The sequence below is a fragment of the Mesorhizobium sp. RCC_202 genome (assembly GCF_041355295.1).
Classification (GTDB): Bacteria; Pseudomonadota; Alphaproteobacteria; order Rhizobiales; family Rhizobiaceae; genus Mesorhizobium.
In genome coordinates this window covers 95,774-118,891 of record NZ_JBFUPO010000008.1, presented here as the reverse complement: position 1 = coordinate 118,891, position 23,118 = coordinate 95,774, and the positions used below count along the sequence as shown (strand labels likewise).

Sequence of the window (23,118 nt, the reverse complement as noted above, 5' to 3'; positions counted from 1 at the left end):
GTGCGATAGGGCTTTCCACGAAGCACTATACTCTTGCGGAGAGCATTCACATGGCGGGTGGACAGGGCCTGATGGCCGGTAAACGCGGCCTCATCCTCGGCGTCGCGAACAATCGGTCGATCGCTTACGGCATCGCCAAGTCTTGCGTCGATCATGGCGCCGAGATCGCGCTGACTTATCAGGGCGAGGCCTTCAAGAAGCGCGTCGAGCCGTTGGCGGCGGAACTCAACGCGCATGTCGCCGGCCATTGCGACGTCACCGATCCGGAAAGCCTCGATGCCGTCTTTGCCGACATCGCCAAGCATTGGGGCAAGCTCGACTTCCTCGTTCATGCCATCGCTTTTTCCGACAAGGACGAGCTGACCGGCCGCTATGTCGAGACGACGCGCGACAATTTCCTGCGCACCATGGACATTTCGGTCTATTCCTTCACCACCATCGCCAAGCGCGCCGAGCAGCTGATGACCGATGGCGGCTCGCTTTTGACGCTGACCTACTACGGCGCCGAGAAAGTGATGCCGCATTACAACGTCATGGGCGTCGCCAAGGCGGCTCTCGAGGCCAGCGTGCGCTACCTCGCCGTCGACCTCGGCGCCAAGAAGATCCGCGTCAACGCCATCTCCGCCGGCCCGATCAAGACGCTCGCCGCCTCCGGCATCGGCGATTTCCGCTACATCCTGAAGTGGAACGAATACAATTCGCCGCTCAAGCAGACGGTGACGCAGGAAGAGGTTGGCGATTCCGGCGTCTACTTCCTGTCGGACCTGTCGCGCGGCGTCACCGGCGAGATCCATCACGTCGATTCCGGCTACCATGTCGTCGGTATGAAGGCGGTCGACGCGCCGGATATCTCGACCGTGAAGGATTAGTTCGCTCCTCACCTATCCTCCGTCCAGGCCCTCACGCGACCTCCGGAAGACCTTGATGTATCCGCTCGTCTACATCGCGCGCCACGGTCAGACGGAGTGGAACGCCGAGCACCGCCTGCAGGGCCAGGCCGATACGGACATCAACGCGTTAGGACGCAAGCAGGCGACCTTCAACGGCCGGCGGCTTGCGGAGCTGATTGGCAAGGGGGCGGATTTCGACTTTGTCGCCAGCCCGATGCGCCGCACGCGCGAAACAATGGAATTGATGCGCGCCGCGATGGGCCTCGACCCAAGCGCCTATCGCACCGATCCGCGCCTGGTCGAGATAAGTTTCGGTGACTGGCAGGGTTTCACCTTCGCCGAGCTCGAGGCGCGGTTCCCCGGCTGCACCAACGGCCGCCGCGCCGCCAAATGGGATTTCCAGCCGCCCGGCGAAGGCGCGGAAAGCTACGAGATGCTGCTCGAGCGGATCAAGCCGTGGTTCGACACGCTTCGTGGACCGACCGTCTGCGTCACCCATGGCGGCGTCATCCGCTGCTTCTTCCGCCTCGTCGCCGGCCTGTCCAAGCAGCAAGCCGCCGGCCTCGAGGTCCCGCAGGATCGCCTGCTGCGGCTGGAGGGCCGAAGTTTGGAGTGGCTTTGAAGAGCGCACCCTAGCTTCGTCATCCTAGGGCGAAGCAGGAGCGAAGCTCCGTCGCGGAGACCCTAGGATCCATGCCGCGACCTCCGTCGATTGGCGAAAGCGGTGCAGAACGGAGGTCGTTCTACACCGTAGCGGCGCTCAGACGTAACGGCATGGATTCTAGGGTCTGCGCGCGTCGCTCCGCTCCTTGCTTCGCCCTAGAATGACGAAGCATAGATGCTCCAGCCTCGCAGTTTTAATTCTGGTCGCTGTCCGGCAACTGCATGTCCGTGACGACATTCTCGCCATTGGTCACGTCAAAGGCGATCACGATGTCCATGCCGGGCTTCAGCGAGTCGATATCGGTCTCGGCGTTGAGCTTGTAGGCCTTGCCGTCATCAAGAGTCAGCGTGAGCGTGTCCTTGTCGACCTTCTTGATCAGGCCTTCGGTCTGGCCGGCGAACGCGGCGGCGGTGGAAATCAGCAACATGGCGCAGGCAGCGCCAATCAGGGTACGCATCGTCGTCCTCTTTAGGTCATTGCGCCAGCCGGTCAGCGGCGGATCCTCAACGGCGGATGGAGGAGAGCAGAAACCAACCGAATGTGTCAAAACTAAATCCGCCAGATCACAGTTTGACAGCCGAAAAAAATCGTATGGGACCGCAACCGCTCGAGTGCCCGTTACCCGGCAGGGGTTCCTGATGCCGGGGCTGGGCCGACGGATGTGTCAAGCCGTTGCTGCGCGAGCGGCATGCCCAGTTTCCAACGCATCGACGACGCCCGCGCGCCCCAGCCAGATGCGGGAGGCTGGACATTTTTCGACAGGTGAATTTCGATCGAACCGATATCGCGAGGGTTGGCGAGCATGAGACGGACAAGTTTTTCGTTGGCGACGAACCGGTAATCACGGACGGGAAAAAGCGCTTTGCCGTCAATCGTGACGGATGTGCCAACGGTTATAGCGCTGCTCTCCAGGTTTCCGTTGACGCCTATCAGGTCGATCAACTGTACGGCGTTCGGCTGTTGGATGCGGAGCCTGACTGTTCCGCCCTCGGACGCCGATTGAAGCACAGTCACATCCATGCGCCGCGCCGTGACGCACGTGATCAGAACGATAACAGCCGCACCTGCGGCAAGAGCGATTGCCCCTTTCTGCCGGAAGGCCGTCGGCCTCAGTCGATACGCGACAATCCCAAGTGCGACAGGGAACATCCATTTGTAATAATGGACATTGAAAAACCGGAACATGCCGGTGGGGACGCTGTCTCTATAGCTCGCATAGACGATCAGATGCACGGCCATCATGCAGCCGGCCACCCGGATGAACAGCGGCGCCGGGAAGAACGTCGATACGATCGCAAGAACAACGACGATGAAGAAGATTGGAATGACGCTGATCCAATCGGCGTTGAACTCCAGGAAATAAACCTGGGAGGCGACAAGCAGCGAAAAGAGCCGCTCCGGAACCTGAGAAATATCGAACCCGATCGACCCTGCGACGACTTGGAGATATGTGCCGCCGACCGTTCCTGCGCTCAGCTCATTGAAGGCCGCGAACAACAAGACTGGCAAGGCGAATCCCGCCGCCCCGGCGGCGATGGATAGGATTCCGTTTCGGCGCGTATCCGCTTCACCGGCTACGCCCATTGCGATGACAAGCGCGGCATAGGTGAGGGCGGCCGCGGCGGTTGCGGCAATATCCGCCGGGCGGGTGGCGAGCTGCGCGCCAACAACCATCCCGAAAAGGAACGCGTTGAACGCGAAGCTCAAGGTCGAGCGTCTCGCCTGCCGAAGCTGGTCGAAGCGGTCAAGAAGCACCAGCGCCGCCGCGAAGAGAAATGCGCTGAGAGTACTGGTCCAGGGAACGACCCACTGCAGCCCGATGATACGGTAGCCGACCATCCCTGCGAGCACCACGATCGCCGCCGGGGCAGGCCCGAGATGGCGCCGAAACAGGCTGAAGACCAATAGGAAGAAACCGACCATCAGCCCAAGATCGACCAGGTAGAAGGGATGCAGTGCCGAGATCCACACAAACAGCGCGCCGAGCGCAGGATAAAGCGGCGGATAGAAATGCGACCCCGGCTTGAGATCGAAGGCTGCGAAGGCCTTTGCGGATTTCAAGTAAAGCCCCTGGTCCGTCCATCCCCACCATCCCAGCGGATACTGTGTGCTGTTGCCCGGCACCGAAGGATAGGTCGAATATTTGTACTGGTAGAAGCAGAACAGGATCAGCAGGGCCAAAGGCGCGGCATATCTGTTGACCAGTCTGAGGGCGGAAGATCCATACATGGGAAATACCGGATCAGGGGTGCATGTCGTCGCTCGCCACGACAGCGATGTTGGAGCTGAAAGGCCCAAGTTTGATCCCTGCCATCCGTATGTGGGGAGGCTTTGGTCCTGGCCACTCCCGACCAATCAGGCCGCTACTGAGGAAGTCCACATTTTCGGGCTTGGTCCAATATTGCATTGATGATCTGCCAAGCAACAAGCGAAACGCGGCCGGCCAATAATGCAGGAAAGGCAATCCCGTATGGTGTTCGACGGGAAACCAGCGGTTGGGAACGGTTATAAAGACGGACCTGGCAACCCGCAGATGCTCCAGGATAAACTGCTTGCGCTGTTCCACGCCGCCGACATGTTCGAGCACCGCGTTGGAAGTTGCTATGTCGAATGATTTGTCCGCGAAAGGAAGCGGTTCGTTCGGAGCGATCTGGCGGAAGGTCGTGGAAGGATAGCGCGCCTTGACTTGCTCACCTGATCCAATACCGGCACATGTAATCTTTTCTGGCCAAGGATAGGACTTTTCGAGGAAATTCGCACCCTCGTTTTCGTCATCCGAAACGCCTATGTCGAGAACCGTCGTGTCCGCCGACGGGCGCATCTGTTCGACGAAAAGGTTGAACATATTGAGCCTGGCTGTTTTCAGCAGGTTCATGGCGAGGGAATTCGACGCACCGTCGCGGTAGAAGACGGCGTCGATGTTTTGTTCGCCAGGCGCCTGATCCGGACGAGTGGCCATTTCTATCTCCCCGGATTTCCATGACCGTTGAAGACCAGCCGGTCGTAAAGCGCATAATTGACCAACAGGCCTGCCAGCGCGCCAAGCAGGTATGCCGGCAGGTGATAGAAGCCGGCATCGACCTTGCTTGCTTCGGCGAGCACGACCAGGTTCGCGCCCATTCCGACGAAGGATGCGACCAGATACTTGCCGTACTCGGCAGTTCTGTTTTGCATGCGACCGTCACTGAAGGTGACGCTTCGGTTGAGGGCCCAGGTCACGCTCATCGCAATCAGGCTTGCCAGCACGCGCGCGGCGACGATGGTGCCTCCAAAGCCGTAGACGAAGCCGAAGAACACGGCAGCGTCAGTAACGAAACCGATTCCGCCGACGGCCAGGAAGCGCGCCAGCTTGGCGCCGGTGGTGCTCACCGTTGCACCGGCTGGTAAGCCAGGTAGGCAAGCAGCTTTGCCTCCTTGCGGCCGCGCGCCACGCTGTCGAGGATCAGACCCGCGAACACGGACAGGAAGGCAAGGATCATCACCGCCGATGCGGCAATCAGGGTCGGGAAGCGAGGCACCAGCCCCGTGGACAAGTATTGCAGGAAAACCGGCGTTCCGAACCCGATCGCCACCAGGGCCAAAACCGCAGCCACGGCTAGGAAGAACTGAAGCGGCAACAGGTCGCGGATAAGATGGAAAATCAGCCACAGGATGCGCAACCCGTCCCCGTAGGTCGCCAGCTTGCTTACCGAGCCTACAGGCCGCTCTTTGTACTGTGTCTCGATCTCGCTCATGGGCACGCCGAGTTGCAGTGCGTGTATGAGAAGTTCCGTCTCGATCTCGAAGCCCCCGCTTACAGCAGGAAACGTCTTTACGAACCGGCGCGACAGGGCCTTGTACCCGGACAGCATGTCCCGGCTTTGGTCGCCAAAAAAGGCGGAAACAAGCGACGTAAGCAGGCGATTTCCCAAGACGTGACCTGGCCTGTACGCCTGCTCGCTGGTATGGACGCGCGCGCCGTTCACTTTGTCATACGGGCCTGACAGAATCTCACGCACCATGGCTGGCGCCGCGGTCGCGTCGTATGTGGCGTCGCCGTCGACGATGAGATAGACGTCGGCGTCGATATCCGAAAACATCCGCCGAACGACATTACCCTTGCCTTGACGGCGTTCGGTGCGCACGATCGCGCCAGCCGACGCGGCTACAGCCGCAGTTTCGTCGACAGAGTTGTTGTCATAAACATAAATGTGGGCATGCGGCAGCGCCTGGCGAAACTCGGAAATCACGCTCGCAACGGTAGTGGCCTCATTGTAGCAGGGAACGAGCACCGCGACTTCGATATCGCCGGGCACATTGCCCGGGCTTTCATCCTGCTTCCGCCGTGGCAGGTCGACAGGATGCGCGATCCCGTGGTCGGCGCCGTACTGTTGTCCCACAGCCAAGTTCACTCCCAGAATTTACCCGCGTGCTAGCTATCGGAGATTGATGTTTTTGCCAATCCTAAAAGGAAACCCATTGCCCTCATGCTGAAGGCAGCTGTCTTTATCTGCGCAGACCTGCATATACAGTCGCGAACGCGGAACCGTACTTTTCACTACGTCAATTCAAGCTTGATGCCTGCAATAGGCTATCGGTTTTCGAGGAAAGATTAGGATCCAAAGAAAGCCTTTCGAAATCCGGTCCACCAAGGTCATCCTGGCTCGGTATCATGAGCCAGTCAGGCGTGCCGTCAATCATCGGGGCAGACACCTTCAAATGTGGGCCGGGTCAAACGGCATCTGGCCGTTCATCGCAGATAGCGATAGCAGTTTGACCACTGTGGAAAACGCCAATAGAAGGCACACCACTGCGCCGCGCATCCTCTTTTGGACGCGCAAAGGACGCTGTGGCATTTAAGGACTTCCGGCTTTGCCGCCGGGCAGGGCGCTTTTCCATGTCTCACAACACCTTCGGCCATCTCTTCCGTGTCACCACTTGGGGTGAAAGTCATGGCGCAGCACTCGGCTGCGTTGTGGACGGCTGCCCCCCGGGCATCCGCTTCAAGCGCGAGGACATCCAGGCCGAACTCGACAAGCGCCGCCCCGGACAGTCGCGTTTCGTCACCCAGCGGCGCGAGCCGGACGAGGTCAAGATCCTGTCGGGCTTCATCCTCGACGAGGACGGCGAGACGATGATCACCACCGGCACGCCGGTCTCGATGCTGATCGAGAATGTCGACCAGCGCTCCAAGGATTATGGCGAGATCGCCCGCCAGTACCGTCCCGGCCATGCCGACTACACCTATGACGTCAAATACGGCCTGCGCGATCATCGCGGCGGCGGCCGCTCCTCGGCGCGCGAGACGGCGGCGCGGGTGGCGGCAGGCGCGCTCGCGCGCAAGGTGGTTCCAGGCGTGGTGGTGCGCGGCGCGCTGGTCTCGATGGGCGAAAAATCGATCGACCGCGCCAACTGGAACTGGAATTTCATCGGCGACGCCGAAAACCCGTTCTTCACGCCCGATCCTGCTTCGGTGCCGGTCTTCACCGCTTATCTCGACGGCATCCGCAAGGCCGGCTCCTCGGTCGGAGCGGTGATCGAGATCGTAGCCGACGGTGTGCCGCCGGGCCTCGGCGCGCCGATCTACGCCAAGCTCGACCAGGACATTGCGTCGGGGCTGATGTCGATCAATGCCGTCAAGGGCGTCGAGATCGGCAATGGCTTCGAAGCGGCCCGCATCACGGGCGAGCAGAATGCCGACGAGATGCGCATGGGCAATGACGGCAAGCCGGTTTTCCTGTCGAACAATGCCGGCGGCATATTGGGCGGCATCTCGACAGGGCAGCAAATCGTCGCCCGCTTCGCCGTCAAGCCGACCTCCTCGATCCTGACCCCGCGCCAGTCGATCGACAAGGACGGCCACGATGTCGAGGTGATGACCAAGGGCCGCCACGACCCATGCGTCGGCATCCGTGCCGTGCCGATCGGCGAGGCCATGGTTGCCTGCGCCATTGCCGATCATTATCTGCGGCATCGAGGACAGACCGGGAAGGGAGTAGTGAGTAGTGAATAGTGAGTAGGAAAGCCGATGCATCCGGCATCTTCCATTCACCATTCACCATTCACCATTCACCATCCACCATTCACCATTCACCATTCACTACTCACTACTCACTACCCCCTGCGAGCGAAGCGAGCACTTATGCCTTACGACCAGAAGAAGATCGTCGAAGCGATCCGCGCCTTCGAGCGCGGCGAGATCGTCGTCGTCATGGACGATGACGGGCGCGAGAACGAGGGCGACCTGATCGTCGCCGCCGTCCATTGCACGCCCGAAAAGATGGCCTTCATCATCCGCCACACCTCCGGCATCGTCTGCACGCCGATGCCGCGCGAGGAGGCGAAGCGGCTGAACTTGCAGCCGATGGTCGCCGACAATGATTCCGCCCACACCACCGCCTTCACCGTCAGCGTCGATTTCAAGCATGGCACGACAACCGGCATTTCCGCCGAGGACCGCACGCTGACCGTGCGCAATCTTGCCAACGGCAATGTCGGCGGCTCTGATTTCGTGCGGCCCGGCCATATCTTCCCGCTGATCGCGCGCGAAGGCGGCGTGCTGATGCGCTCGGGCCATACCGAGGCAGCGGTCGATCTGTGCAAGCTCGCCGGCCTGCCGCCGGTCGGCGTGATTTCCGAACTGGTCAACGACGACGGCACCGTCAAGCGCGGCCCGCAGGTCGCAAGCTTTGCCGAAGAACATGGCCTGAAGCAGGTCTCGGTGGCCGACCTCATCGCCTATCGGCAGCGCAAGGAAACGCTGGTCGAGCGCGTCGCCTGTTCCGAAATCGACACGCTGGGCGGCAAGGCGCAGGTCTTCACCTACACGCTGCCCTGGGATTCCATGCACCATGTCGCGGTCGTCTTCGGCGACATCCGCGACGGGGAGGACGTGCCGGTGCGGCTGCATTCCGAGGATGTGGTGACCGACGTCTTCGGCACCAGCCATCGCCTCGACGGCATCATGAAGGCGATGGGCGAGCGCAAGCGCGGCGTCATCGTCTATCTGCGCGAAGGCTCGGTCGGCGTTGCCCACCAGGAGCGCAAGCGGCCGCAGAGCGGCGACCGCGAGGACCACGAGGAGGCCCGCCGCCGCGAGAGCGAATGGCGCGAGATCGGCCTCGGCGCGCAGATCCTGAAGGATCTCGGCATTTCCTCGATCAACCTGATCGCCTCGCGCGAGCGCCACTATATCGGCCTCGAAGGGTTTGGCATCCACATCGCCAAGACCGAGATATTGTAGCTTCGCTGAAACCCTCGCGAGGCTACGGCCAACCCCCAACGTTTGCGATGATCAACGGATGGCTGGCCCTGGCTGGCCGTCACTCGGCGGGGACCACCGCCTCGCGCCTATCGACATCGCAATCGTCCGTCGCAAGCCGGCATTGGCCGGCGAGCACGGTGGCCAGCGCAATTGCGCCCGCGGCCACCGATACCCAAAAGCCGCTCTGCGGACCGAAAGTGTCGACCATCCAGCCGGCGGCGAAGGAGCCCAGCGCCATGCCGATGCCGATCCCGGTCGTCACCCAGGTGACGCCTTCGGTGAGCATCGCCGCCGGCACGTGGCGCTCGATCAAGCCGAAAGCGGTGATGAAGGTCGGCGAGATCGCAATGCCGCTGACGAACACCGCCAGCGCCAGGACCGGCACCGTGTCGGCAAAGAGCAGCGGCAGCGTGGTCAACGCCACGACACCGACTGCGACGGCCAGTTGCCGCTGCAGCGGCGCCTTAAGGCTGAGCGCGCCGATGATGATGCCGAGCACGAAGGATCCGAGCGCGTAGACGCCGATGACAAGGCTTGCCGCTTCCGGCTGACCGAGCTCTTTGGTGATCGCCACCGTCGTGACTTCCGTGGTGGCGAAGGTCGCGCCGACGAAGATCAGCGCGAAGGTGATGATCTGCACCGGCCGCAGGCGGATCGCCGAGCCGGCCGCGCCATGCTCCGCCGGGCGGACATGCGGCTCGGACGAGCGCTGCAGCAGGAACGCCGCCGAACCCAAGGCCAGCAGCAATGTGCTGACGACCATGCCGGCTTCGGGAAACAATGCCGCGCTCAAGCCCACCGACAGCGAGGCGCCGGCGACATAGACCAACTCGTCCGCGGCTGATTCGAAGGCGAAGGCGGTGTTGAGCTCGGGCCGGTCGTGAAAGATCTCGGTCCAGCGCGCCCTGACCAGCGCCGGGATGTTGGGCATGGCGGCGGCAAGCAGTGAGGAAAGGAACAAGCTCCAGACCGGCCAATGCTGGTTGGCCGCCACGATCAGCGTTGCGAAGGCAAGCACCGAGACAAACGTCGTCGGTAAGGCGATCGCGGTCTGGCCGCGCCGGTCCACCCATCGCGATATCTGCGGCGACAGGCAGGCGTTGACCAGCGCAAACGTCGCCGAGACGGCGCCGGCCAGCCAGTATTCGCCATGCGTCTGCGACAGCATCGCCACGATGCCGATCGGCGCCATGGCGATCGGCAGCCGCGCCACGAACGCCGCCGCGGCAAAGCCTTTGGTGCCGGGAGCCCGAAAGATGTCCGCATAAGGGTTTCGCATGGTCCAGCTCCTCGACAAGGGTGCGTAGCGCAATTACATACGCTGCGTATGAATGTCAGATAGTTCATACATCACGTATGTCAATTGGCATACGCAACGTATGTGAGTAGGGCCAGGGCATGCACAGACCGCGCAAGGAGATGATCGCCGAGACACGCGCCAAGCTCATCGCGGCCGCCCGTCACGCTTTCGGCACGATCGGCTATGCCGAGGCCTCGATGGATGATTTCACCGCGACGGCCGGTCTCACGCGCGGCGCGCTCTACCATCATTTTGGCGACAAGAAAGGGTTGCTGCAGGCGGTCATCGCCGAGATCGACGGCGAAATGGCTGTGCGGGTCAACGAGGTGGCCGCGAAGGCACCGACGCGCTGGCAGCGCTTCGTCGACGAATGCACCACCTATATCGAAATGGCGCTGGAGCCGGAAATCCAGCGCATCATGTTCCGCGACGGCCCGGCCGTGCTTGGCGACCCAGCGCAATGGCCGAACGCCAATGCCTGCACGGCTTCAATGACCGATCACCTGACCGCGCTGCAGGCGGAGGGAGTGGTCGTTGCCGACCTCGACCCGGAGACGGCGGCGCGGCTGATCAACGGCGCCAGCAGCCAGGCCGCGCAGCGCATCGCCAATTCGAAGGATCCGGAGGCGACGTCCAAGAAAGCAATTGCGGCTTTTCAGCAGTTGCTTAAAGGCTTGCTCGAAAAATCTTAGGCGGTCCGTGGACTTGTGCACCGGTTTCACTGGCATAAAGGTTGCCGGCGATTGACTTTCGCCGGCGCCGGCGCATGTTCTCCCGCCATCTCTTAGGGTGTGGAGAGTCGGGCCATGTGGGATTTCAGCATCGGCCGGTCGGTGTCCATCATGATGCGGACATGGCCGTTCATCGTCTTCCGCATGATCGTCTATTTCGGCATCACGATTGCCTACATCATGGCGACCGGCACGGGCGCCAGCGTCGGCTATGGCGTCGGCCACATCTCCACCGATCCTGACGGTCCGGCGTCGTTTGCGCTATGGGGCGGCGTTGTCGGCTTCGGCATCGTCTCGATCGCCGTCTACTGGATCCGAGAATACATCCTCTATGTGCTCAAGGCCGGCCACATCGCCGTCATGGTCCACCTGATCGACGGCCACGATGTGCCCGACGGCCAGGGCCAGATCGCCTATGCCAAGGAAGTGGTGACCCAGCGTTTTGCCGAGGCCAACATCCTTTTCGTCGTCGACCAGCTGGTCAAGGGCGCCATCCGCGCCATCACCGGCCTGATCGGCGGCATCGCCGCCTTCCTGCCCATTCCGGGCTTGAGCGGCCTGGTCAGCTTCATCAACACCGTCATCCGTCTGTCGCTGACCTATGTCGACGAGATCATCCTCGGCTACAACATTCGCATCAATTCGAACTCGCCTTTCGAGACGGCGCGGCAAGGTGTCGTGCTTTACGCGCAGAACGGCAAGCACATGGTCAAGAACGCAGTCTGGCTGGCGGTGATCATGTGGGGCCTGTCCTTCGTTATCTTCCTGTTGATGCTGGCGCCGGCCGCCGCGATCCTCTGGGTGATGCCGGGACAACTCGCCGGCTGGGCCTTCGTGCTGGCCATCGTCTTTGCCTGGGCCTTCAAGGCGGCTTTCATCGAGCCGTTCGCAATCGCCTCGCTGATGCAGGTCTATTTCGACGCCATCGAGGGCCAGACCCCCAATCCGGAATGGGACCGCCACCTGGCAGAGGCATCGTCGAAATTCCGGGAATTGCGCGACAAGGCGCTCGGCTCTTTCGGCGGCGGCTCGCGCTGGGATACGCCCCGGGCCGCTTGATCAGCTCTTTGGAGCGCCGCCAAGTCTTGCAATCGCCGATTTGAGCGGCGCCTCGCCGGCGCCGCGAAACGTCTCGCTCATCACCAGTTCCGACAAGGCCAGGCGCTTGCCCCAGCCATGCGTTTCGAGATCCGGCTTCGGCGCGAATTCCGAGACGCGGCCGACGCAGAGATAAGCGATCGGCGTGACATGTTCGGGGATCGACAGAAGCTGCTTCAGCGCCTCCGTCTCGATGATGCTGACCCAGCCGACGCCGACACCTTCCGCGCGCGCCGCCAGCCAGAAATTCTGCACGGCGCAGACGGTACTGTAGAGGTCCATCTCCGGATTGTGCCAGCGCCCGAGCGGCGAGTCCTTCGAACGCTGCCGGTCGCAGGTGATGCACAGATTGAGCGCGCTCTCGCAGATGCCTTCGAGTTTCAGCTTGCGGTAGAGCGCCTGCCGCTCCGCCTCGATCGCCGGCAGTTCCTGTTCGCGCGCGGCAAGGAAAAGATCGCACACCTGTCGCCGTCTGGTCGCGTCGCGGATGACGATGAAATTCCACGGCTGCATGTAGCCTACCGATGGCGCATGGTGGGCGGCGGTGAGCAGCCGCGCCAGCACGCCATCGTCGAGATCGTCGCTAACGAAATGGCTGCGCACGTCACGCCTGGTGAACATCGCCCGGTAGACAGCGTCGCGCGCCAATTGGTCAAAGTCATCGCCGCCGATGGCGGGCGCAAGTGCTTGCATCGCTTTTCCCCTGCGATAAGCAGCCCCCGCCTGACCAAGCGGGTGACCATGTCTGCCAGGCCGGTCTTCTGGCTCGGGATCGACCCGCGTCCGGCGCCTTCCCGTCAACGACAGTGGCGTTTGCCGGCGCGGTCCCCCTCACAGCGTTGGGCACGCCACGGAATGAAACCGTGTTCCCGATTCTCCCGCGTCGCGGGCACCAGGCAGCGATGCGACCTTAGCGTGAACCAAGCGCCGCGCCAATGCCGTCAGCGACACGGCAAGGCGCGATTGTCCCCAGCCATTCGGCATTCAAACATGGCCATCGCGGCCTTGGGCCCCTAGATTAGAGGCCATGGCTACACGTCTCTACACGCATCCGATCTTTCTCGAACACATCACGCCGCCCGGCCACCCCGAGCGTCCCGACCGTCTGCGCGCCATCGAGCGCGTGCTGGACGACGAGGCGTTTTCGGCGCTCGACCGCGTCGAGGCGCCGGAAGGCGACGAGGCGACGATCCTTTACGCGCATCCCGAGGATCACGTTGAGCGTGTCCGCGCCGCGATCCCCGAGAGCGGCATCGCCCCGATCGACGCCGATACCAGCGCCAGCCCGAAGAGCTGGCAGGCCGCGGTGACGGCGATCGGCGCCGCCAACGCGGCTGTCGACGATGTCTTCGAGGGCCGCGCGGCAAACGTCTTCGTTGCCGCCCGCCCGCCTGGACACCATGCCGAAAAGGCCACGGCGATGGGCTTTTGCCTGTTCAACACGGCGGCCATCGCCGCGCGCTATGCGCAGAAGAAGCATCAGGCCGAGCGCGTCGCCATCGTCGACTGGGACGTCCACCACGGCAACGGCACGCAGGACATCTTCTGGGACGATCCGTCGGTGCTCTATTGCTCGACGCATCAGATGCCGCTTTATCCGGGCACCGGCGCCAGGAGCGAGACCGGCGCCGGCAACATCGTCAACGCGCCGCTGGCGCCGCGCACCGGCAGCGATTTGTTCCGCGACGCCTTCCTGTCGCGCGTGCTGCCCTCGATCGACGCCTTTGCGCCGGATCTGATCATCATTTCCGCCGGTTTCGATGCGCACCATCGTGACCCGCTGGCCGAGATCAACCTGACAGAGGACGATTTCGACTGGGCGACCGGCCAGTTGATGGAACGCGCCGGCCGCCACAGCGGCAACCGGCTCGTCAGCCTGCTCGAAGGCGGCTACGATCTGCAAGGACTGGCATTTTCAGTCGCTGCCCATGTCGGGCGGCTGATGAAGGGATAAAGTATGGCTGTCGAAGGCAATGAGGACGTCAAGGCGATGAGCTTCGAACAGGCGCTCGACGCGCTGGAGAAGATCGTCGATGATCTGGAGCGCGGCGACGTTCCGCTCGACCAGTCGATCAAGATCTATGAGCGCGGTGAAGCGCTGAAGGCCCATTGCGACCGGTTGCTGAAGGCCGCCGAGGACAAGGTCGAGAAGATCAGGCTGTCGCGCGACGGCAAGCCGGTGGGGACGGAGCCGCTCGACGCCGAGTAAATGAAGCAGGTCGGGCAGAGAAAGCAGGTAAGGAGTTCAAGCTATGTGCCGCAACATCAAGACCCTGGCCAATTTCGAACCGCCGGCGACCAATGACGAAGTGCATGACGCCGCACTGCAGTTCGTGCGCAAGCTGAGCGGATCGACCAAACCCTCAAAACGCAACGAGCACGCCTTCCATCATGCCGTCGAGGCGATCGCGGCCGTTGCTCGCGAATTGCTCGATTCGCTCGAGACCAACCAGGAACCACGCAACCGCGAGGAAGAGGCGGCCAAGGCGAAAGCCAGGTCGGCGCTGCGCTTCGCCTGAGAGGTCGATATGAGCTTCTTTCCTGGAAACGATCCCGAGCCCGGCGATGCCTTCGCCTGCGATCAGATCGAATTGATGGTCATCCCCAACGCCAAGGACATTGGCGGCTTCGAGGTGCGCCGCGCATTGCCGACGGCAAGACGCCGGCTGGTCGGGCCGTTCATCTTCTTCGACCGCATGGGTCCGGCCATCCTGCGCGCCGGCCAGGCGCTGGATGTGCGCCCGCATCCGCACATCGGGCTGTCCACCGTCACCTATCTGTTCGACGGCAAGATCAGGCATAGCGATTCGCTCGGCACCGAAATGGTGATCGCGCCGGGCGACGTGAATTTGATGACCGCGGGGCGTGGCATCGTGCATTCCGAGCGTACGCCTGACGAGTTGCGCGGGGCGCCGATGTCGATCTCCGGCCTGCAGACCTGGCTGGCGCTGCCCGACGGCAAGGAAGAGGTTGCTCCGCTGTTCGAGAACACCGCGGCGATCCGCTTGCCGGAAATCGACGCCGAAGGCGTCAGCGGTCGCGTGGTGATCGGCGAATTCTCCGGTCTGCGCTCACCGGTCGCGACCGCATCGGACACGCTCTATGCCGATCTCATGCTGGCGGGCGGCGCCAGCGTGAAAATCCCGGCGGATGCCGAGGAGCGCGCCATCTATACGCTCGAAGGCGAGGTCTCGATCGCCGGCGACCGCTTCCCGGCCGAGCGGCTTCTGGTGTTCAAGCCGGGCGAGGAGATCGTCGTCTCGTCCGAATGCGGCGCCCATTTCATGCTGTTCGGCGGCGCTTCTCTGGGCTCCAATCGCTATATCTGGTGGAACTTCGTTTCCTCCTCGAAGGAACGCATCGAGCAGGCCAAGCAGGAGTGGAAGATAGGTCGCTTCGATATCGTTCCCGGCGATGAGGAAGAGTTTATCCCGCTGCCGGAAGGCTAAGGTGTGTTGATATTCAGGTGATGCCGGCCTGCAAATGCCGGCTCCCTGCGCTTCCGGTGCTCACGTTCTTTGAGGAAGAGTTCATTCCGCTGCCGGAAGGCTAAGGCCAGGCAATAACACGCGACACTGACGCGCATTTACATTCGCTTGTAGCCGGCCTATTTCCGCGCATGATTATGGCGCATTTTACTGGTAGCGCCGTGTTCGATCGTTTCAGCAGGACGCGCCCGAGTGAAGCCAGACACGCCGCTGCTCGACAAGGTCCGCATCCCAGCGGACTTGCGAACGCTTGAGGAAAGCGCGCTGCCGCAGCTCGCCTCGGAACTGCGCGCCGAGCTGATCGACGCCGTGTCGCAGACCGGCGGCCATCTCGGCGCCGGCCTTGGCGTCGTCGAACTGACGGTCGCGCTGCACTACGTCTTCAACACGCCGCAGGACCGGCTGATCTGGGATGTCGGCCACCAGGCCTATCCGCACAAGATCCTGACCGGCCGCCGCGAGCGCATCCGCACGCTGCGCCAGGAAGGCGGCCTTTCCGGCTTCACCCGGCGCGCCGAGAGCGAATACGATCCGTTCGGCGCGGCGCATTCCTCGACCTCGATCTCGGCTGGGCTGGGCATGGCCATGGCGCGCGACCTGTCGGGCGGCCGCAACAATGTCATTTCGGTTATCGGCGATGGCGCCATGTCGGCCGGTATGGCGTTCGAGGCGCTCAACAATGCCGGCGCGCTCGATGCTCGCCTGATCGTTATCCTCAACGACAACGACATGTCGATCGCACCGCCGACCGGCGCGATGAGCGCCTATCTGGCGAGGCTTGCGTCGGGCAAGACCTATCTCGGCCTGCGCGATTTCGGCAAGAAGCTTACCTCTTATCTCGGCAAGCGCGCCGACCGCGCCATCACCCGCGCCGTCGAGCATGCGCGCGGCTACGTCACCGGCGGCACGCTGTTCGAGGAGCTCGGCTTCTATCACATCGGCCCGATCGATGGGCACAATCTGGAGCACCTGATCCCGGTCTTGAAGAACGTCCGCGACAATGGCGACGGCCCGGTACTGATCCATGTCGTGACCCAGAAGGGCAAGGGCTATGCGCCGGCGGAAGCCGCCGCCGACAAATATCACGGCGTCAACAAGTTCGACGTCATCACCGGCGCGCAAACCAAGGCGCCGGCCAACGCGCCGGCCTATACCAAGGTCTTCGCCGAAAGCCTGATCCAGGAAGCGCGTGAGGACGACCGCATCGTCGCGGTCACCGCCGCCATGCCGAGCGGCACCGGCCTCGATCTGTTCGGCGAGGCGTTTCCGGCGCGAACCTTCGATGTCGGCATCGCCGAACAGCACGCGGTGACCTTCGCCGCGGGGCTCGCCACCGAAGGCTACAAGCCGTTCGCCGCCATCTACTCGACCTTCCTGCAGCGCGCCTACGACCAGGTCGTCCATGACGTGGCGATCCAGAAACTGCCGGTCCGCTTTCCGATCGACCGCGCCGGCTTCGTCGGCGCCGACGGCGCTACCCATTGCGGCGCCTTCGACACGACCTTCCTCGCCTCGCTGCCGGGTTTCGTCGTCATGGCCGCGGCGGATGAGGCGGAGCTGCGCCACATGGTGCGCACCGCGGCGTCCTATGACGACGGACCGATCGCCTTCCGCTATCCGCGCGGCAACGGCGTCGGCGTCGACATGCCGGAGCGCGGCGCGGTGCTCGACATCGGCAAAGGCCGTGTGCTGAAGGAAGGCACCAAGGTGGCGCTGCTGTCCTTCGGCACGCGGCTGCAGGACTGCCTGGCTGCGGCCGAGGAGCTCGGCGCATCGGGTCTTTCGACCACTGTCGCCGACGCCCGTTTCGCCAAGCCGCTCGACCACGACCTGATCCGCCGCCTCGCCAAGTCGCATGAGGTGCTGGTGACGGTCGAGGAGGGCGCCATCGGCGGTTTCGCCAGCCAGGTGCTGCATTTCCTTGCCCATGAAGGCCTGCTGGAAAGCGGCCTCAAGGTGCGCCCGCTGGTGTTGCCGGACGTGTTCAGCGACCACGCCAAGCCCGAGAAGATGTATGCCGATGCAGGCCTCGATACGGCCGGCATCGTGCGCACGGTCTTTGCCACGCTCGGCCGAGGCGTCCAGGCACAGCGCGCCTGATTCAGATTCTCAAGTTGCTAAATTGATTTTCTGGCTCTTGCTGGTAAGCTTTTGTTAACGCTTTCGTTTGGGGGTTTGCTTACCCTGTCCCTTGGCCGTTTTTCAACGGCAACCTGCTACACCTCGGCCAAGGCAGGGAGCTAAAAACAATGAAGTCGTTTCTGTGCGGCATGGCCCTTCTGGCGGCCACGGTTGCGCCGGCGGCAGCCGAAATGCGCTACGATCGCAACCTTGAAAAGGCTGTGACGGACATCGTCGCTGCCAAGATGGGCAACATCCGCGGTGGTTTTTCCTACAAGCAGGTTCCTCAGCTGGTGGTGGTCCCCGACGTTCCGCCGGCAGCACCCGTTCCGGTCGAGCCGCGCAGGCAGGCTGCCAACGATGGCGGCCTGATGCCGGCTGTCGAACGCCGCGTTTCGCGCATTGTCTTCTGATCAAAACCACATATCGCGTACGCAGCGGCCATCGCGCGGCAGATCGTCGAAAGTGTCGAGACCGTCAAAGTGGTCGATCGGCAGGTCGGCCACGGCCTCAGGCGGCGCCAGCCGGACATTGACGGCTATGCGCGTCCGGCCGCTTTTGCCGGTGCGCAGGCCACGCCAGGCGAGCACGCAAGCACAGCGCGGGCAAAACAGGATTTCGAGTTCGGGCTCGGCCACCTCAGCCCACGTGTATGACTGCACCGGACCTTCGACGCGGATGCGTTCATCGACATAGTCATAGGCCCAGAGCGCGCCGTAGCGGCGGCAAAGCGTGCAGTTGCAGGCCGTGATCGGACCGGGATCGCCTTCCAGCTTCCAGTGGGTTTTGCCGCAATGGCAGGTTCCCTTCAGCATCGGACCTCCATTCGATTGCTGCTCGCCACCGCAATGTGCAGGAGGTAAGGGAGGGTCGGCAAGTCATCTATCGCCTTGCTATCGGGGCCGGCTTTCGCCAATGAAGGCCGATGAGTTCCCCTTTGCCAGCCAGCCAGCGCCAGCGGCTCGACGAACTGCTCGTCGGGCGCGGCCTGTTCGCCAGCCGCTCGCGCGCCCGCGACGCCATCGAGCGCGGCACGGTGACGATCGACGGCGCAGTCGCCCGCAAGCCCGGCCAGCCCGTCGCGCGCAACTGCCGGATCGCGATTGACGATCCCGCGCGAGCCTATGTGTCGCGCGCGGCGCTGAAACTGATCGCCGGGCTCGACCATTTCGGGCTCGATCCCGCGGGCAGCGAAGCGCTCGACATTGGCGCCTCGACCGGCGGCTTCACCCAGGTGCTGCTCGATCGCCGTGCAGCCCACGTCACAGCGATCGATGTCGGCCATGGTCAGATGCATCCCGACATTGCCGGCGACCCGCGTGTGACGGTGATCGAAGGCCTGAATGCGCGTGAGCTCGCCGCTGCCGATCTTGGTGGCCGTATCCCGGATTTCCTGGTCTGCGACGTCTCCTTCATCTCGCTGAAGCTGGCGCTGCCGCCGGCGTTGGAGTTGGCGCAGGAAGGCGCCAAGGCAATCCTGCTCGTCAAGCCGCAGTTCGAGGCCGGGCGCGATGCAGTCGGTAAGGGCGGCCTGCTCAAGGAGCCGGCCGATGCGGAACGCGTCGCCGAGGGCCTGCGCGACTGGCTGGCCGGCATTCCCGGCTGGCGCGCGCTGGGCCTGCGCCCATCGCCGATCGACGGCGGCGACGGCAACCGCGAATTCCTGCTTGCCGCGATCAAGGACGCGGGGCGATGAGCACGCGCTTCACCATCGCCAGGCTGGGCTCGCAGGGCGACGGCATCGCCGCTGCCGAAGGCGGCGAGGTCTATATCCCCTTTGCATTGCCGGGCGAGACAGTGACCGCCGCGCGGCAGAAAGACCGCGCCACCTTGATGTCGGTACTGGAGGCCTCGCCGCTCAGGATCGAACCGGCCTGCCGCCATTTCACGGAATGCGGCGGCTGCGCGTTGCAGCATTTCGAGGCCGAGGCCTACCAGCAGTGGAAGCGCGAGAAAGTCGTGCAGGCGCTGAAGGGCGTCGCTGGCGAGGTCGGCGCGCTGGCGCCATGCGCACCGCACAGCCGCCGCCGCGTCACGTTCAGCGCCAGGCGCGGCGATGCCGGCATGCAGTTCGGCTTCGTGCGCGCGCTTTCCGGCGAAATCATCCCGATCGAGGAATGCCCGATCTCGCTGCCGGCGATCGTCGCGGCGCTTGGCCGTTTGCGCGACCTGGCCGAGCTGGTCTGCGCGACGCCGAAGGCCTTTCATATGACGGTGACCGCGACCGGGTCGGGTCTCGATGTCGCCGTCCACGATAGCGGCAAGCTTGGCGACCACCAGCGTCGCATCGCCTCCAATTTCGTCATGGCCGAGGGTCTGGCGAGGCTTTCCGTTGACGGCGAAATCGTCGTCGAACCGAAAAAGCCGACCGTGCAGTTCCGATCCGTGGCCGTCGCCGTGCCGCCGGGCGCCTTCCTCCAGGCCACCGAGGCCGCCGAGCAGACCATGGCTGCCCTCGTCGGTCAGCATCTGTCGCGCGCCAAGAAGGTGGCCGACCTGTTCGCCGGTTGCGGCAGCTTCGCGCTGCGGCTGGCGGCGAAGTCCGAGGTCCACGCCGTCGAGGGCGATGCGCCGGCGCTCGCCGCGCTCGACCGCGCCTTCCGCTTCGCCAGCGGCCTGAAACGCGTGACCAGCGAACGCCGCGACCTCTTCCGCCGGCCGTTGACTTTCAAGGAGTTGAACGCCTTCGACGGACTGGTCTTCGATCCGCCGCGCGCCGGCGCCGAGGACCAGTCGAAGCAGATCGCCCGTTCCGACGTGCCGCTGGTCGCGGCCGTCTCCTGCAATCCGGTGACGCTGGCCAGGGACCTGCGCATCCTTGTCGACGGCGGCTATACGTTGAGGAGCGTCACGCCGATCGACCAGTTCCTGTGGTCGCCGCATGTCGAGGCCGTGGCCTTGCTGGAGAAGCCGAAGCGGCGCAGATAGGAATGGGGGCCTTTGCGGCCCCGATAAGCCGCCGGACATGATCACTTTTCCTTGAGAGCGCCGATTCCACGGGTTTTCACCGGCGGCGCGCCGAAATCGCGCCGCAAAGCCGCCCCTTTGCACGCCTGTACTCGCTCCCGCTGGAGAATGCTTTTCCAGTGTCGTTTGCCTTGACCGATGGGGATTGAGATGCGGACGTTGCAAAAGTTCCTCGGCTTGTTTGTTGTCATTGTTCTCGTGGCCGGTTCGGCGACGGGCGCTTTCGCGCAAGGCGAAAAGCGCCTTGCCTTTGTCATCGGCAATGCCGCCTATCCGTCGGGCGAACTGGCGACGCCCGCCAATGACGCGGGGCTGATCGCGCAGACCTTGCAGGCGGCCGGCTTCGACGTGGTTGGCGCCCGTGACGTCGATCAGGAGTCGCTGCGTGGCGCCTACCGCGATTTCCTTGCCAAGGTCTCGGCTGCCGGTCCTGACGCTGTCGTTTTCGTCTACCTCGCCGGCCATGGCGTCCAGTTCGAGGGTGACAACTACTTCCTGCCGGTCGACGCCAAGATCGCCAATCCGGCCGACGTGCCGATCCAGGCGGTGCGGGTGTCCGACCTGACCAGGCCGCTCGCCGCGCTGCCGACCAAGGTCAACATCGTCGTCCTCGACGCCGCGCGGCCCAATGATTTTCCCCAATCGAGCCAGCCGCTGGCCGGTGGCCTGGCGCTGGTCGATCCCGATCCGAACATGCTGATTGCCTTCAATGCCGCGCCTGGAACCGCCGCGCCCGAGGGCAAGGGTCCTTATGGCGCCTATGCCCAGGCGCTGGCCGAGATGATGCGCGACGGCGGCCTGCCGCTCGACGATCTGTTCGATCGCACACGCCTGCGCGTCAACGAAGTCACTGAAGGCGCCGAAGTGCCGTGGGACGCCTCGAAGATCACGGCGCCTTTCGTCTTCTTCGACCGCGCTGCCGACGCTCCGCCGCCGAAGGTGTCAGAGGCGCAATCCCAGGCCGACCGCACCAGGGAAATCCGCGACTTCGACGCGCATGACGCCTACGTCGCCGCGCTCGACCGCGACACACTGCGCGGCTATGAGGATTTCCTCGTTGCCTATCCGCGTGATGCGATGGCCAAGCGGGTGCGCGCCATCATCGCGGCGCGGCGCGAGGCGATCACCTGGCGCCAGACCTGGATGCGCGACACGCCCGAGGCCTATTGGTCCTATCTCGATCGCTATCCTCACGGACCGCATGCATGGGACGCCCGTCGCCAGCTCGAGCATCTCGAGGCGGCGCTGGAGCCGCCGCCGAGTTTCACCGTCATCGCCTATGACGTGCCACCGCCGCCACCGGAGGAAATCGTCTATGTCGATCGCCCCGTGCTCTATTTCGACGATCCCGACTATGATTTCGAACCGCCGCCGCCGATCGCCGTGGTGTTCCTGCCACCGCCACCGCCGGAGTTCATCGTGCTGGCGCCACCAGCTCCACCAGCAGGCATCTTCGTGCTGCCGGAGCCGGTCTTCGTACCGATGGCGCGCTGGATCAACCCGCCGCATGACATCGTGCCGCCGCCCAACAACATCATCTTCAACAACATCCACAACACGACCGTCATCAACAACACGGTCATCAACGAGAACAACCAGGCCGGGCAGGGCCTTACAACCGGCCAGAAGCTGACCGCCGGCGCCGTCGGGCTGGGCGCCGCCGCTCTAGCCACCAAGGTGGCGCTGCCGCCATTGCTGCAGAAGCGCGCAGCACTCCAGCAGGGCAAGCAGCCTGGCCTGGTGACGCCGCTGTCGAAGACGCTTGCGACCGAGCATGCCTTGCCCGGCGCCAACGGCAAGACGCTGCCGCTGATCAACGGCAAGAGTTTGCCGCTGGTCAACGGCAAGACGTTGCCGCTGGTCAACGGCAAGACGTTGCCACTGGTCAACGGCAAGCCGGCCGTGGCCGACACCCACCTGAAGACATTTGGCAAGCAGGGCGAGATCGTCACCGGACAAGGCGACCAGAAAGGCAAGGACAAGATCCGCAAACTGCCGTTCGCCAATGGCCTGCCGGTCGCCAATGGGCAGACGGCTGAGGACAAGCATGGAAAGAATATTCCGAAGGTCCTGTCGGATCAAAACGGCGGCAAGCCGAAGAAATTCACGCACAAGGACCTGGCCGCCGGCGGGACCGTCAGTCCTGACGGGCAGGGCGCGGGCCTGGACAACGACAGGGGCAGGAAGCTCCGCAAGCTGGCGGGAACAGGCGGCGGATCGACCGGCGGTGACGTCAATGTCCAGCACACCTTCAAGGCCGGCAAGCCGAACGCGCAGGTCCTGTCCAGCCAGGACAGGCCGCAATTCCATGCCCAGCCGAAGCCGCAGTTCCATGCCCAGCCGAGGCTCCAGGTCCAGACGCAGGAGCGACATCTGCCGCAGCAGCAGCCTGGCAAGAAGCCGGTCTGCGGGCACCCGGGCGAGCCGACGTGTAAGCGATAGGGCGTGAGGTTGGTTGTTGGTGGACAGGTTCAGAGCCCGTCCGCCCGCGAGTCAGCCGATCGGTCCAGCAGCGCTAGAGCGTTTCACCGTTTCACGGAAACGGCGAACCGCTCTAACTCTTTGTTTTTAGGCAATTCCGGACGGAAAACCGCTCACACTTTTCCTGGAATTGCT

23 protein-coding genes and 1 riboswitch are annotated in these 23,118 nt (G+C 63.5%); of the genes, 15 read left to right on the top strand and 8 right to left on the bottom strand.

What is annotated here, in order from left to right; translation table 11 throughout:
- Positions 1 to 50 precede the first annotated feature (50 nt).
- Positions 51 to 869 carry an enoyl-ACP reductase FabI gene (fabI, locus tag AB6802_RS19360; protein ID WP_371011777.1) on the top strand — a complete coding sequence of 273 codons (819 nt, stop codon included), beginning with the start codon at positions 51 to 53 and terminating at the stop codon, positions 867 to 869.
- Between the two features lie 55 nt (positions 870 to 924).
- Positions 925 to 1,512, top strand: coding sequence for a histidine phosphatase family protein (locus AB6802_RS19355; protein ID WP_371011776.1), 588 nt, complete (start codon positions 925 to 927; stop codon positions 1,510 to 1,512).
- A gap of 235 nt (positions 1,513 to 1,747) precedes the next feature.
- On the opposite strand, the gene AB6802_RS19350 is transcribed toward AB6802_RS19355, so the two are convergent.
- From AB6802_RS19350 to AB6802_RS19330, 5 genes are all read right to left on the bottom strand, one after another.
- Complete coding sequence (locus tag AB6802_RS19350; protein ID WP_140783436.1) at positions 1,748 to 2,011, bottom strand: DUF1344 domain-containing protein; 264 nt, start codon at positions 2,009 to 2,011, stop codon at positions 1,748 to 1,750.
- Positions 2,012 to 2,172: 161 nt separating this feature from the next.
- Complete coding sequence (locus AB6802_RS19345) at positions 2,173 to 3,783, bottom strand: hypothetical protein (RefSeq protein ID WP_371011775.1); 1,611 nt, start codon at positions 3,781 to 3,783, stop codon at positions 2,173 to 2,175.
- A 13-nt stretch (positions 3,784 to 3,796) separates the two neighbouring features.
- Positions 3,797 to 4,513, bottom strand: a complete 717-nt coding sequence (locus AB6802_RS19340; RefSeq protein WP_371011774.1) for a methyltransferase domain-containing protein — start codon at positions 4,511 to 4,513, stop codon at positions 3,797 to 3,799.
- 2 nt (positions 4,514 to 4,515) lie between these two features.
- Positions 4,516 to 4,923: a GtrA family protein gene (locus tag AB6802_RS19335; RefSeq protein ID WP_371011773.1), complete on the bottom strand. Its 408-nt coding sequence runs from the start codon at positions 4,921 to 4,923 to the stop codon at positions 4,516 to 4,518.
- Positions 4,920 to 5,933: a glycosyltransferase family 2 protein gene (locus AB6802_RS19330; protein ID WP_371011965.1), complete on the bottom strand. Its 1,014-nt coding sequence runs from the start codon at positions 5,931 to 5,933 to the stop codon at positions 4,920 to 4,922. The genes AB6802_RS19335 and AB6802_RS19330 overlap by 4 nt, the downstream gene beginning before the upstream one ends.
- Positions 5,934 to 6,430: 497 nt before the next feature.
- Between AB6802_RS19330 and aroC the strand changes: the two genes are divergently transcribed.
- Positions 6,431 to 7,546 carry a chorismate synthase gene (aroC, locus tag AB6802_RS19325; protein WP_371011772.1) on the top strand — a complete coding sequence of 372 codons (1,116 nt, stop codon included), beginning with the start codon at positions 6,431 to 6,433 and terminating at the stop codon, positions 7,544 to 7,546.
- A gap of 129 nt (positions 7,547 to 7,675) precedes the next feature.
- Positions 7,676 to 8,776: a 3,4-dihydroxy-2-butanone-4-phosphate synthase gene (gene ribB / locus AB6802_RS19320; RefSeq protein WP_371011771.1), complete on the top strand. Its 1,101-nt coding sequence runs from the start codon at positions 7,676 to 7,678 to the stop codon at positions 8,774 to 8,776.
- Positions 8,777 to 8,855: 79 nt separating this feature from the next.
- On the opposite strand, the gene AB6802_RS19315 is transcribed toward ribB, so the two are convergent.
- Entirely contained in the window at positions 8,856 to 10,076 is a 1,221-nt protein-coding gene (locus AB6802_RS19315) for an MFS transporter (RefSeq protein WP_371011770.1), read from the bottom strand.
- A 119-nt stretch (positions 10,077 to 10,195) separates the two neighbouring features.
- On the opposite strand from AB6802_RS19315, the gene AB6802_RS19310 reads away from it, so the two are divergent.
- Positions 10,196 to 10,789, top strand: a complete 594-nt coding sequence (locus tag AB6802_RS19310) for a TetR/AcrR family transcriptional regulator (RefSeq protein ID WP_371011769.1) — start codon at positions 10,196 to 10,198, stop codon at positions 10,787 to 10,789.
- Between the two features lie 114 nt (positions 10,790 to 10,903).
- A complete protein-coding gene (locus tag AB6802_RS19305; RefSeq protein ID WP_371011768.1) occupies positions 10,904 to 11,887 on the top strand; it encodes a hypothetical protein in 984 nt (327 codons plus the stop codon).
- On the opposite strand, the gene bluB is transcribed toward AB6802_RS19305, so the two are convergent.
- A complete protein-coding gene (bluB, locus tag AB6802_RS19300; RefSeq protein ID WP_371011767.1) occupies positions 11,888 to 12,619 on the bottom strand; it encodes a 5,6-dimethylbenzimidazole synthase in 732 nt (243 codons plus the stop codon).
- A 40-nt stretch (positions 12,620 to 12,659) separates the two neighbouring features.
- A riboswitch (cobalamin riboswitch) is annotated at positions 12,660 to 12,838 on the bottom strand.
- Positions 12,839 to 12,953: 115 nt separating this feature from the next.
- On the opposite strand from bluB, the gene AB6802_RS19295 reads away from it, so the two are divergent.
- From AB6802_RS19295 to AB6802_RS19270, 6 genes are all read left to right on the top strand, one after another.
- Positions 12,954 to 13,880: a histone deacetylase family protein gene (locus tag AB6802_RS19295; protein WP_371011766.1), complete on the top strand. Its 927-nt coding sequence runs from the start codon at positions 12,954 to 12,956 to the stop codon at positions 13,878 to 13,880.
- Between the two features lie 3 nt (positions 13,881 to 13,883).
- A complete protein-coding gene (locus AB6802_RS19290; protein WP_027164646.1) occupies positions 13,884 to 14,135 on the top strand; it encodes an exodeoxyribonuclease VII small subunit in 252 nt (83 codons plus the stop codon).
- Positions 14,136 to 14,178: 43 nt separating this feature from the next.
- Positions 14,179 to 14,445, top strand: coding sequence for a DUF2277 domain-containing protein (locus AB6802_RS19285; RefSeq protein WP_371011765.1), 267 nt, complete (start codon positions 14,179 to 14,181; stop codon positions 14,443 to 14,445).
- 9 nt (positions 14,446 to 14,454) lie between these two features.
- Entirely contained in the window at positions 14,455 to 15,375 is a 921-nt protein-coding gene (locus AB6802_RS19280) for a pirin family protein (protein WP_371011764.1), read from the top strand.
- 231 nt (positions 15,376 to 15,606) lie between these two features.
- The gene (dxs, locus tag AB6802_RS19275; RefSeq protein WP_371011763.1) at positions 15,607 to 17,514 is read left to right on the top strand and encodes a 1-deoxy-D-xylulose-5-phosphate synthase; all 1,908 of its coding nucleotides are present in this window, start codon (positions 15,607 to 15,609) and stop codon (positions 17,512 to 17,514) included.
- Positions 17,515 to 17,663: 149 nt separating this feature from the next.
- Entirely contained in the window at positions 17,664 to 17,948 is a 285-nt protein-coding gene (locus AB6802_RS19270) for a hypothetical protein (protein ID WP_371011762.1), read from the top strand.
- Here the strand turns inward: AB6802_RS19270 and AB6802_RS19265 are convergent, their stop codons facing one another.
- Positions 17,949 to 18,350, bottom strand: coding sequence for a GFA family protein (locus AB6802_RS19265; protein ID WP_371011761.1), 402 nt, complete (start codon positions 18,348 to 18,350; stop codon positions 17,949 to 17,951). It abuts the gene before it with no gap.
- Positions 18,351 to 18,460: 110 nt separating this feature from the next.
- On the opposite strand from AB6802_RS19265, the gene AB6802_RS19260 reads away from it, so the two are divergent.
- From AB6802_RS19260 to AB6802_RS19250, 3 genes are all read left to right on the top strand, one after another.
- The gene (locus AB6802_RS19260) at positions 18,461 to 19,231 is read left to right on the top strand and encodes a TlyA family RNA methyltransferase (protein WP_371011760.1); all 771 of its coding nucleotides are present in this window, start codon (positions 18,461 to 18,463) and stop codon (positions 19,229 to 19,231) included.
- A complete protein-coding gene (locus AB6802_RS19255) occupies positions 19,228 to 20,463 on the top strand; it encodes a class I SAM-dependent RNA methyltransferase (protein WP_371011759.1) in 1,236 nt (411 codons plus the stop codon). The genes AB6802_RS19260 and AB6802_RS19255 overlap by 4 nt, the downstream gene beginning before the upstream one ends.
- A gap of 189 nt (positions 20,464 to 20,652) precedes the next feature.
- Complete coding sequence (locus AB6802_RS19250) at positions 20,653 to 22,944, top strand: caspase domain-containing protein (RefSeq protein ID WP_371011758.1); 2,292 nt, start codon at positions 20,653 to 20,655, stop codon at positions 22,942 to 22,944.
- Positions 22,945 to 23,118 lie beyond the last annotated feature (174 nt).

Coding starts and splice junctions, on each gene's coding strand:
- AB6802_RS19250 (WP_371011758.1), top strand. CDS start 20,653: ATGCGGACGTTGCAAAAGTTCCTCGGCTTGTTTGTTGTCATTGTTCTC.
- AB6802_RS19265 (WP_371011761.1), bottom strand. CDS start 18,350: ATGCTGAAGGGAACCTGCCATTGCGGCAAAACCCACTGGAAGCTGGAA.
- ribB (WP_371011771.1), top strand. CDS start 7,676: ATGCCTTACGACCAGAAGAAGATCGTCGAAGCGATCCGCGCCTTCGAG.
- AB6802_RS19260 (WP_371011760.1), top strand. CDS start 18,461: ATGAGTTCCCCTTTGCCAGCCAGCCAGCGCCAGCGGCTCGACGAACTG.
- AB6802_RS19255 (WP_371011759.1), top strand. CDS start 19,228: ATGAGCACGCGCTTCACCATCGCCAGGCTGGGCTCGCAGGGCGACGGC.
- AB6802_RS19305 (WP_371011768.1), top strand. CDS start 10,904: ATGTGGGATTTCAGCATCGGCCGGTCGGTGTCCATCATGATGCGGACA.
- AB6802_RS19270 (WP_371011762.1), top strand. CDS start 17,664: ATGAAGTCGTTTCTGTGCGGCATGGCCCTTCTGGCGGCCACGGTTGCG.
- AB6802_RS19350 (WP_140783436.1), bottom strand. CDS start 2,011: ATGCGTACCCTGATTGGCGCTGCCTGCGCCATGTTGCTGATTTCCACC.
- bluB (WP_371011767.1), bottom strand. CDS start 12,619: ATGCAAGCACTTGCGCCCGCCATCGGCGGCGATGACTTTGACCAATTG.
- AB6802_RS19290 (WP_027164646.1), top strand. CDS start 13,884: ATGGCTGTCGAAGGCAATGAGGACGTCAAGGCGATGAGCTTCGAACAG.
- aroC (WP_371011772.1), top strand. CDS start 6,431: ATGTCTCACAACACCTTCGGCCATCTCTTCCGTGTCACCACTTGGGGT.
- AB6802_RS19295 (WP_371011766.1), top strand. CDS start 12,954: ATGGCTACACGTCTCTACACGCATCCGATCTTTCTCGAACACATCACG.
- AB6802_RS19280 (WP_371011764.1), top strand. CDS start 14,455: ATGAGCTTCTTTCCTGGAAACGATCCCGAGCCCGGCGATGCCTTCGCC.
- AB6802_RS19355 (WP_371011776.1), top strand. CDS start 925: ATGTATCCGCTCGTCTACATCGCGCGCCACGGTCAGACGGAGTGGAAC.
- AB6802_RS19340 (WP_371011774.1), bottom strand. CDS start 4,513: ATGGCCACTCGTCCGGATCAGGCGCCTGGCGAACAAAACATCGACGCC.
- AB6802_RS19315 (WP_371011770.1), bottom strand. CDS start 10,076: ATGCGAAACCCTTATGCGGACATCTTTCGGGCTCCCGGCACCAAAGGC.
- fabI (WP_371011777.1), top strand. CDS start 51: ATGGCGGGTGGACAGGGCCTGATGGCCGGTAAACGCGGCCTCATCCTC.
- AB6802_RS19345 (WP_371011775.1), bottom strand. CDS start 3,783: ATGTATGGATCTTCCGCCCTCAGACTGGTCAACAGATATGCCGCGCCT.
- AB6802_RS19285 (WP_371011765.1), top strand. CDS start 14,179: ATGTGCCGCAACATCAAGACCCTGGCCAATTTCGAACCGCCGGCGACC.
- AB6802_RS19310 (WP_371011769.1), top strand. CDS start 10,196: ATGCACAGACCGCGCAAGGAGATGATCGCCGAGACACGCGCCAAGCTC.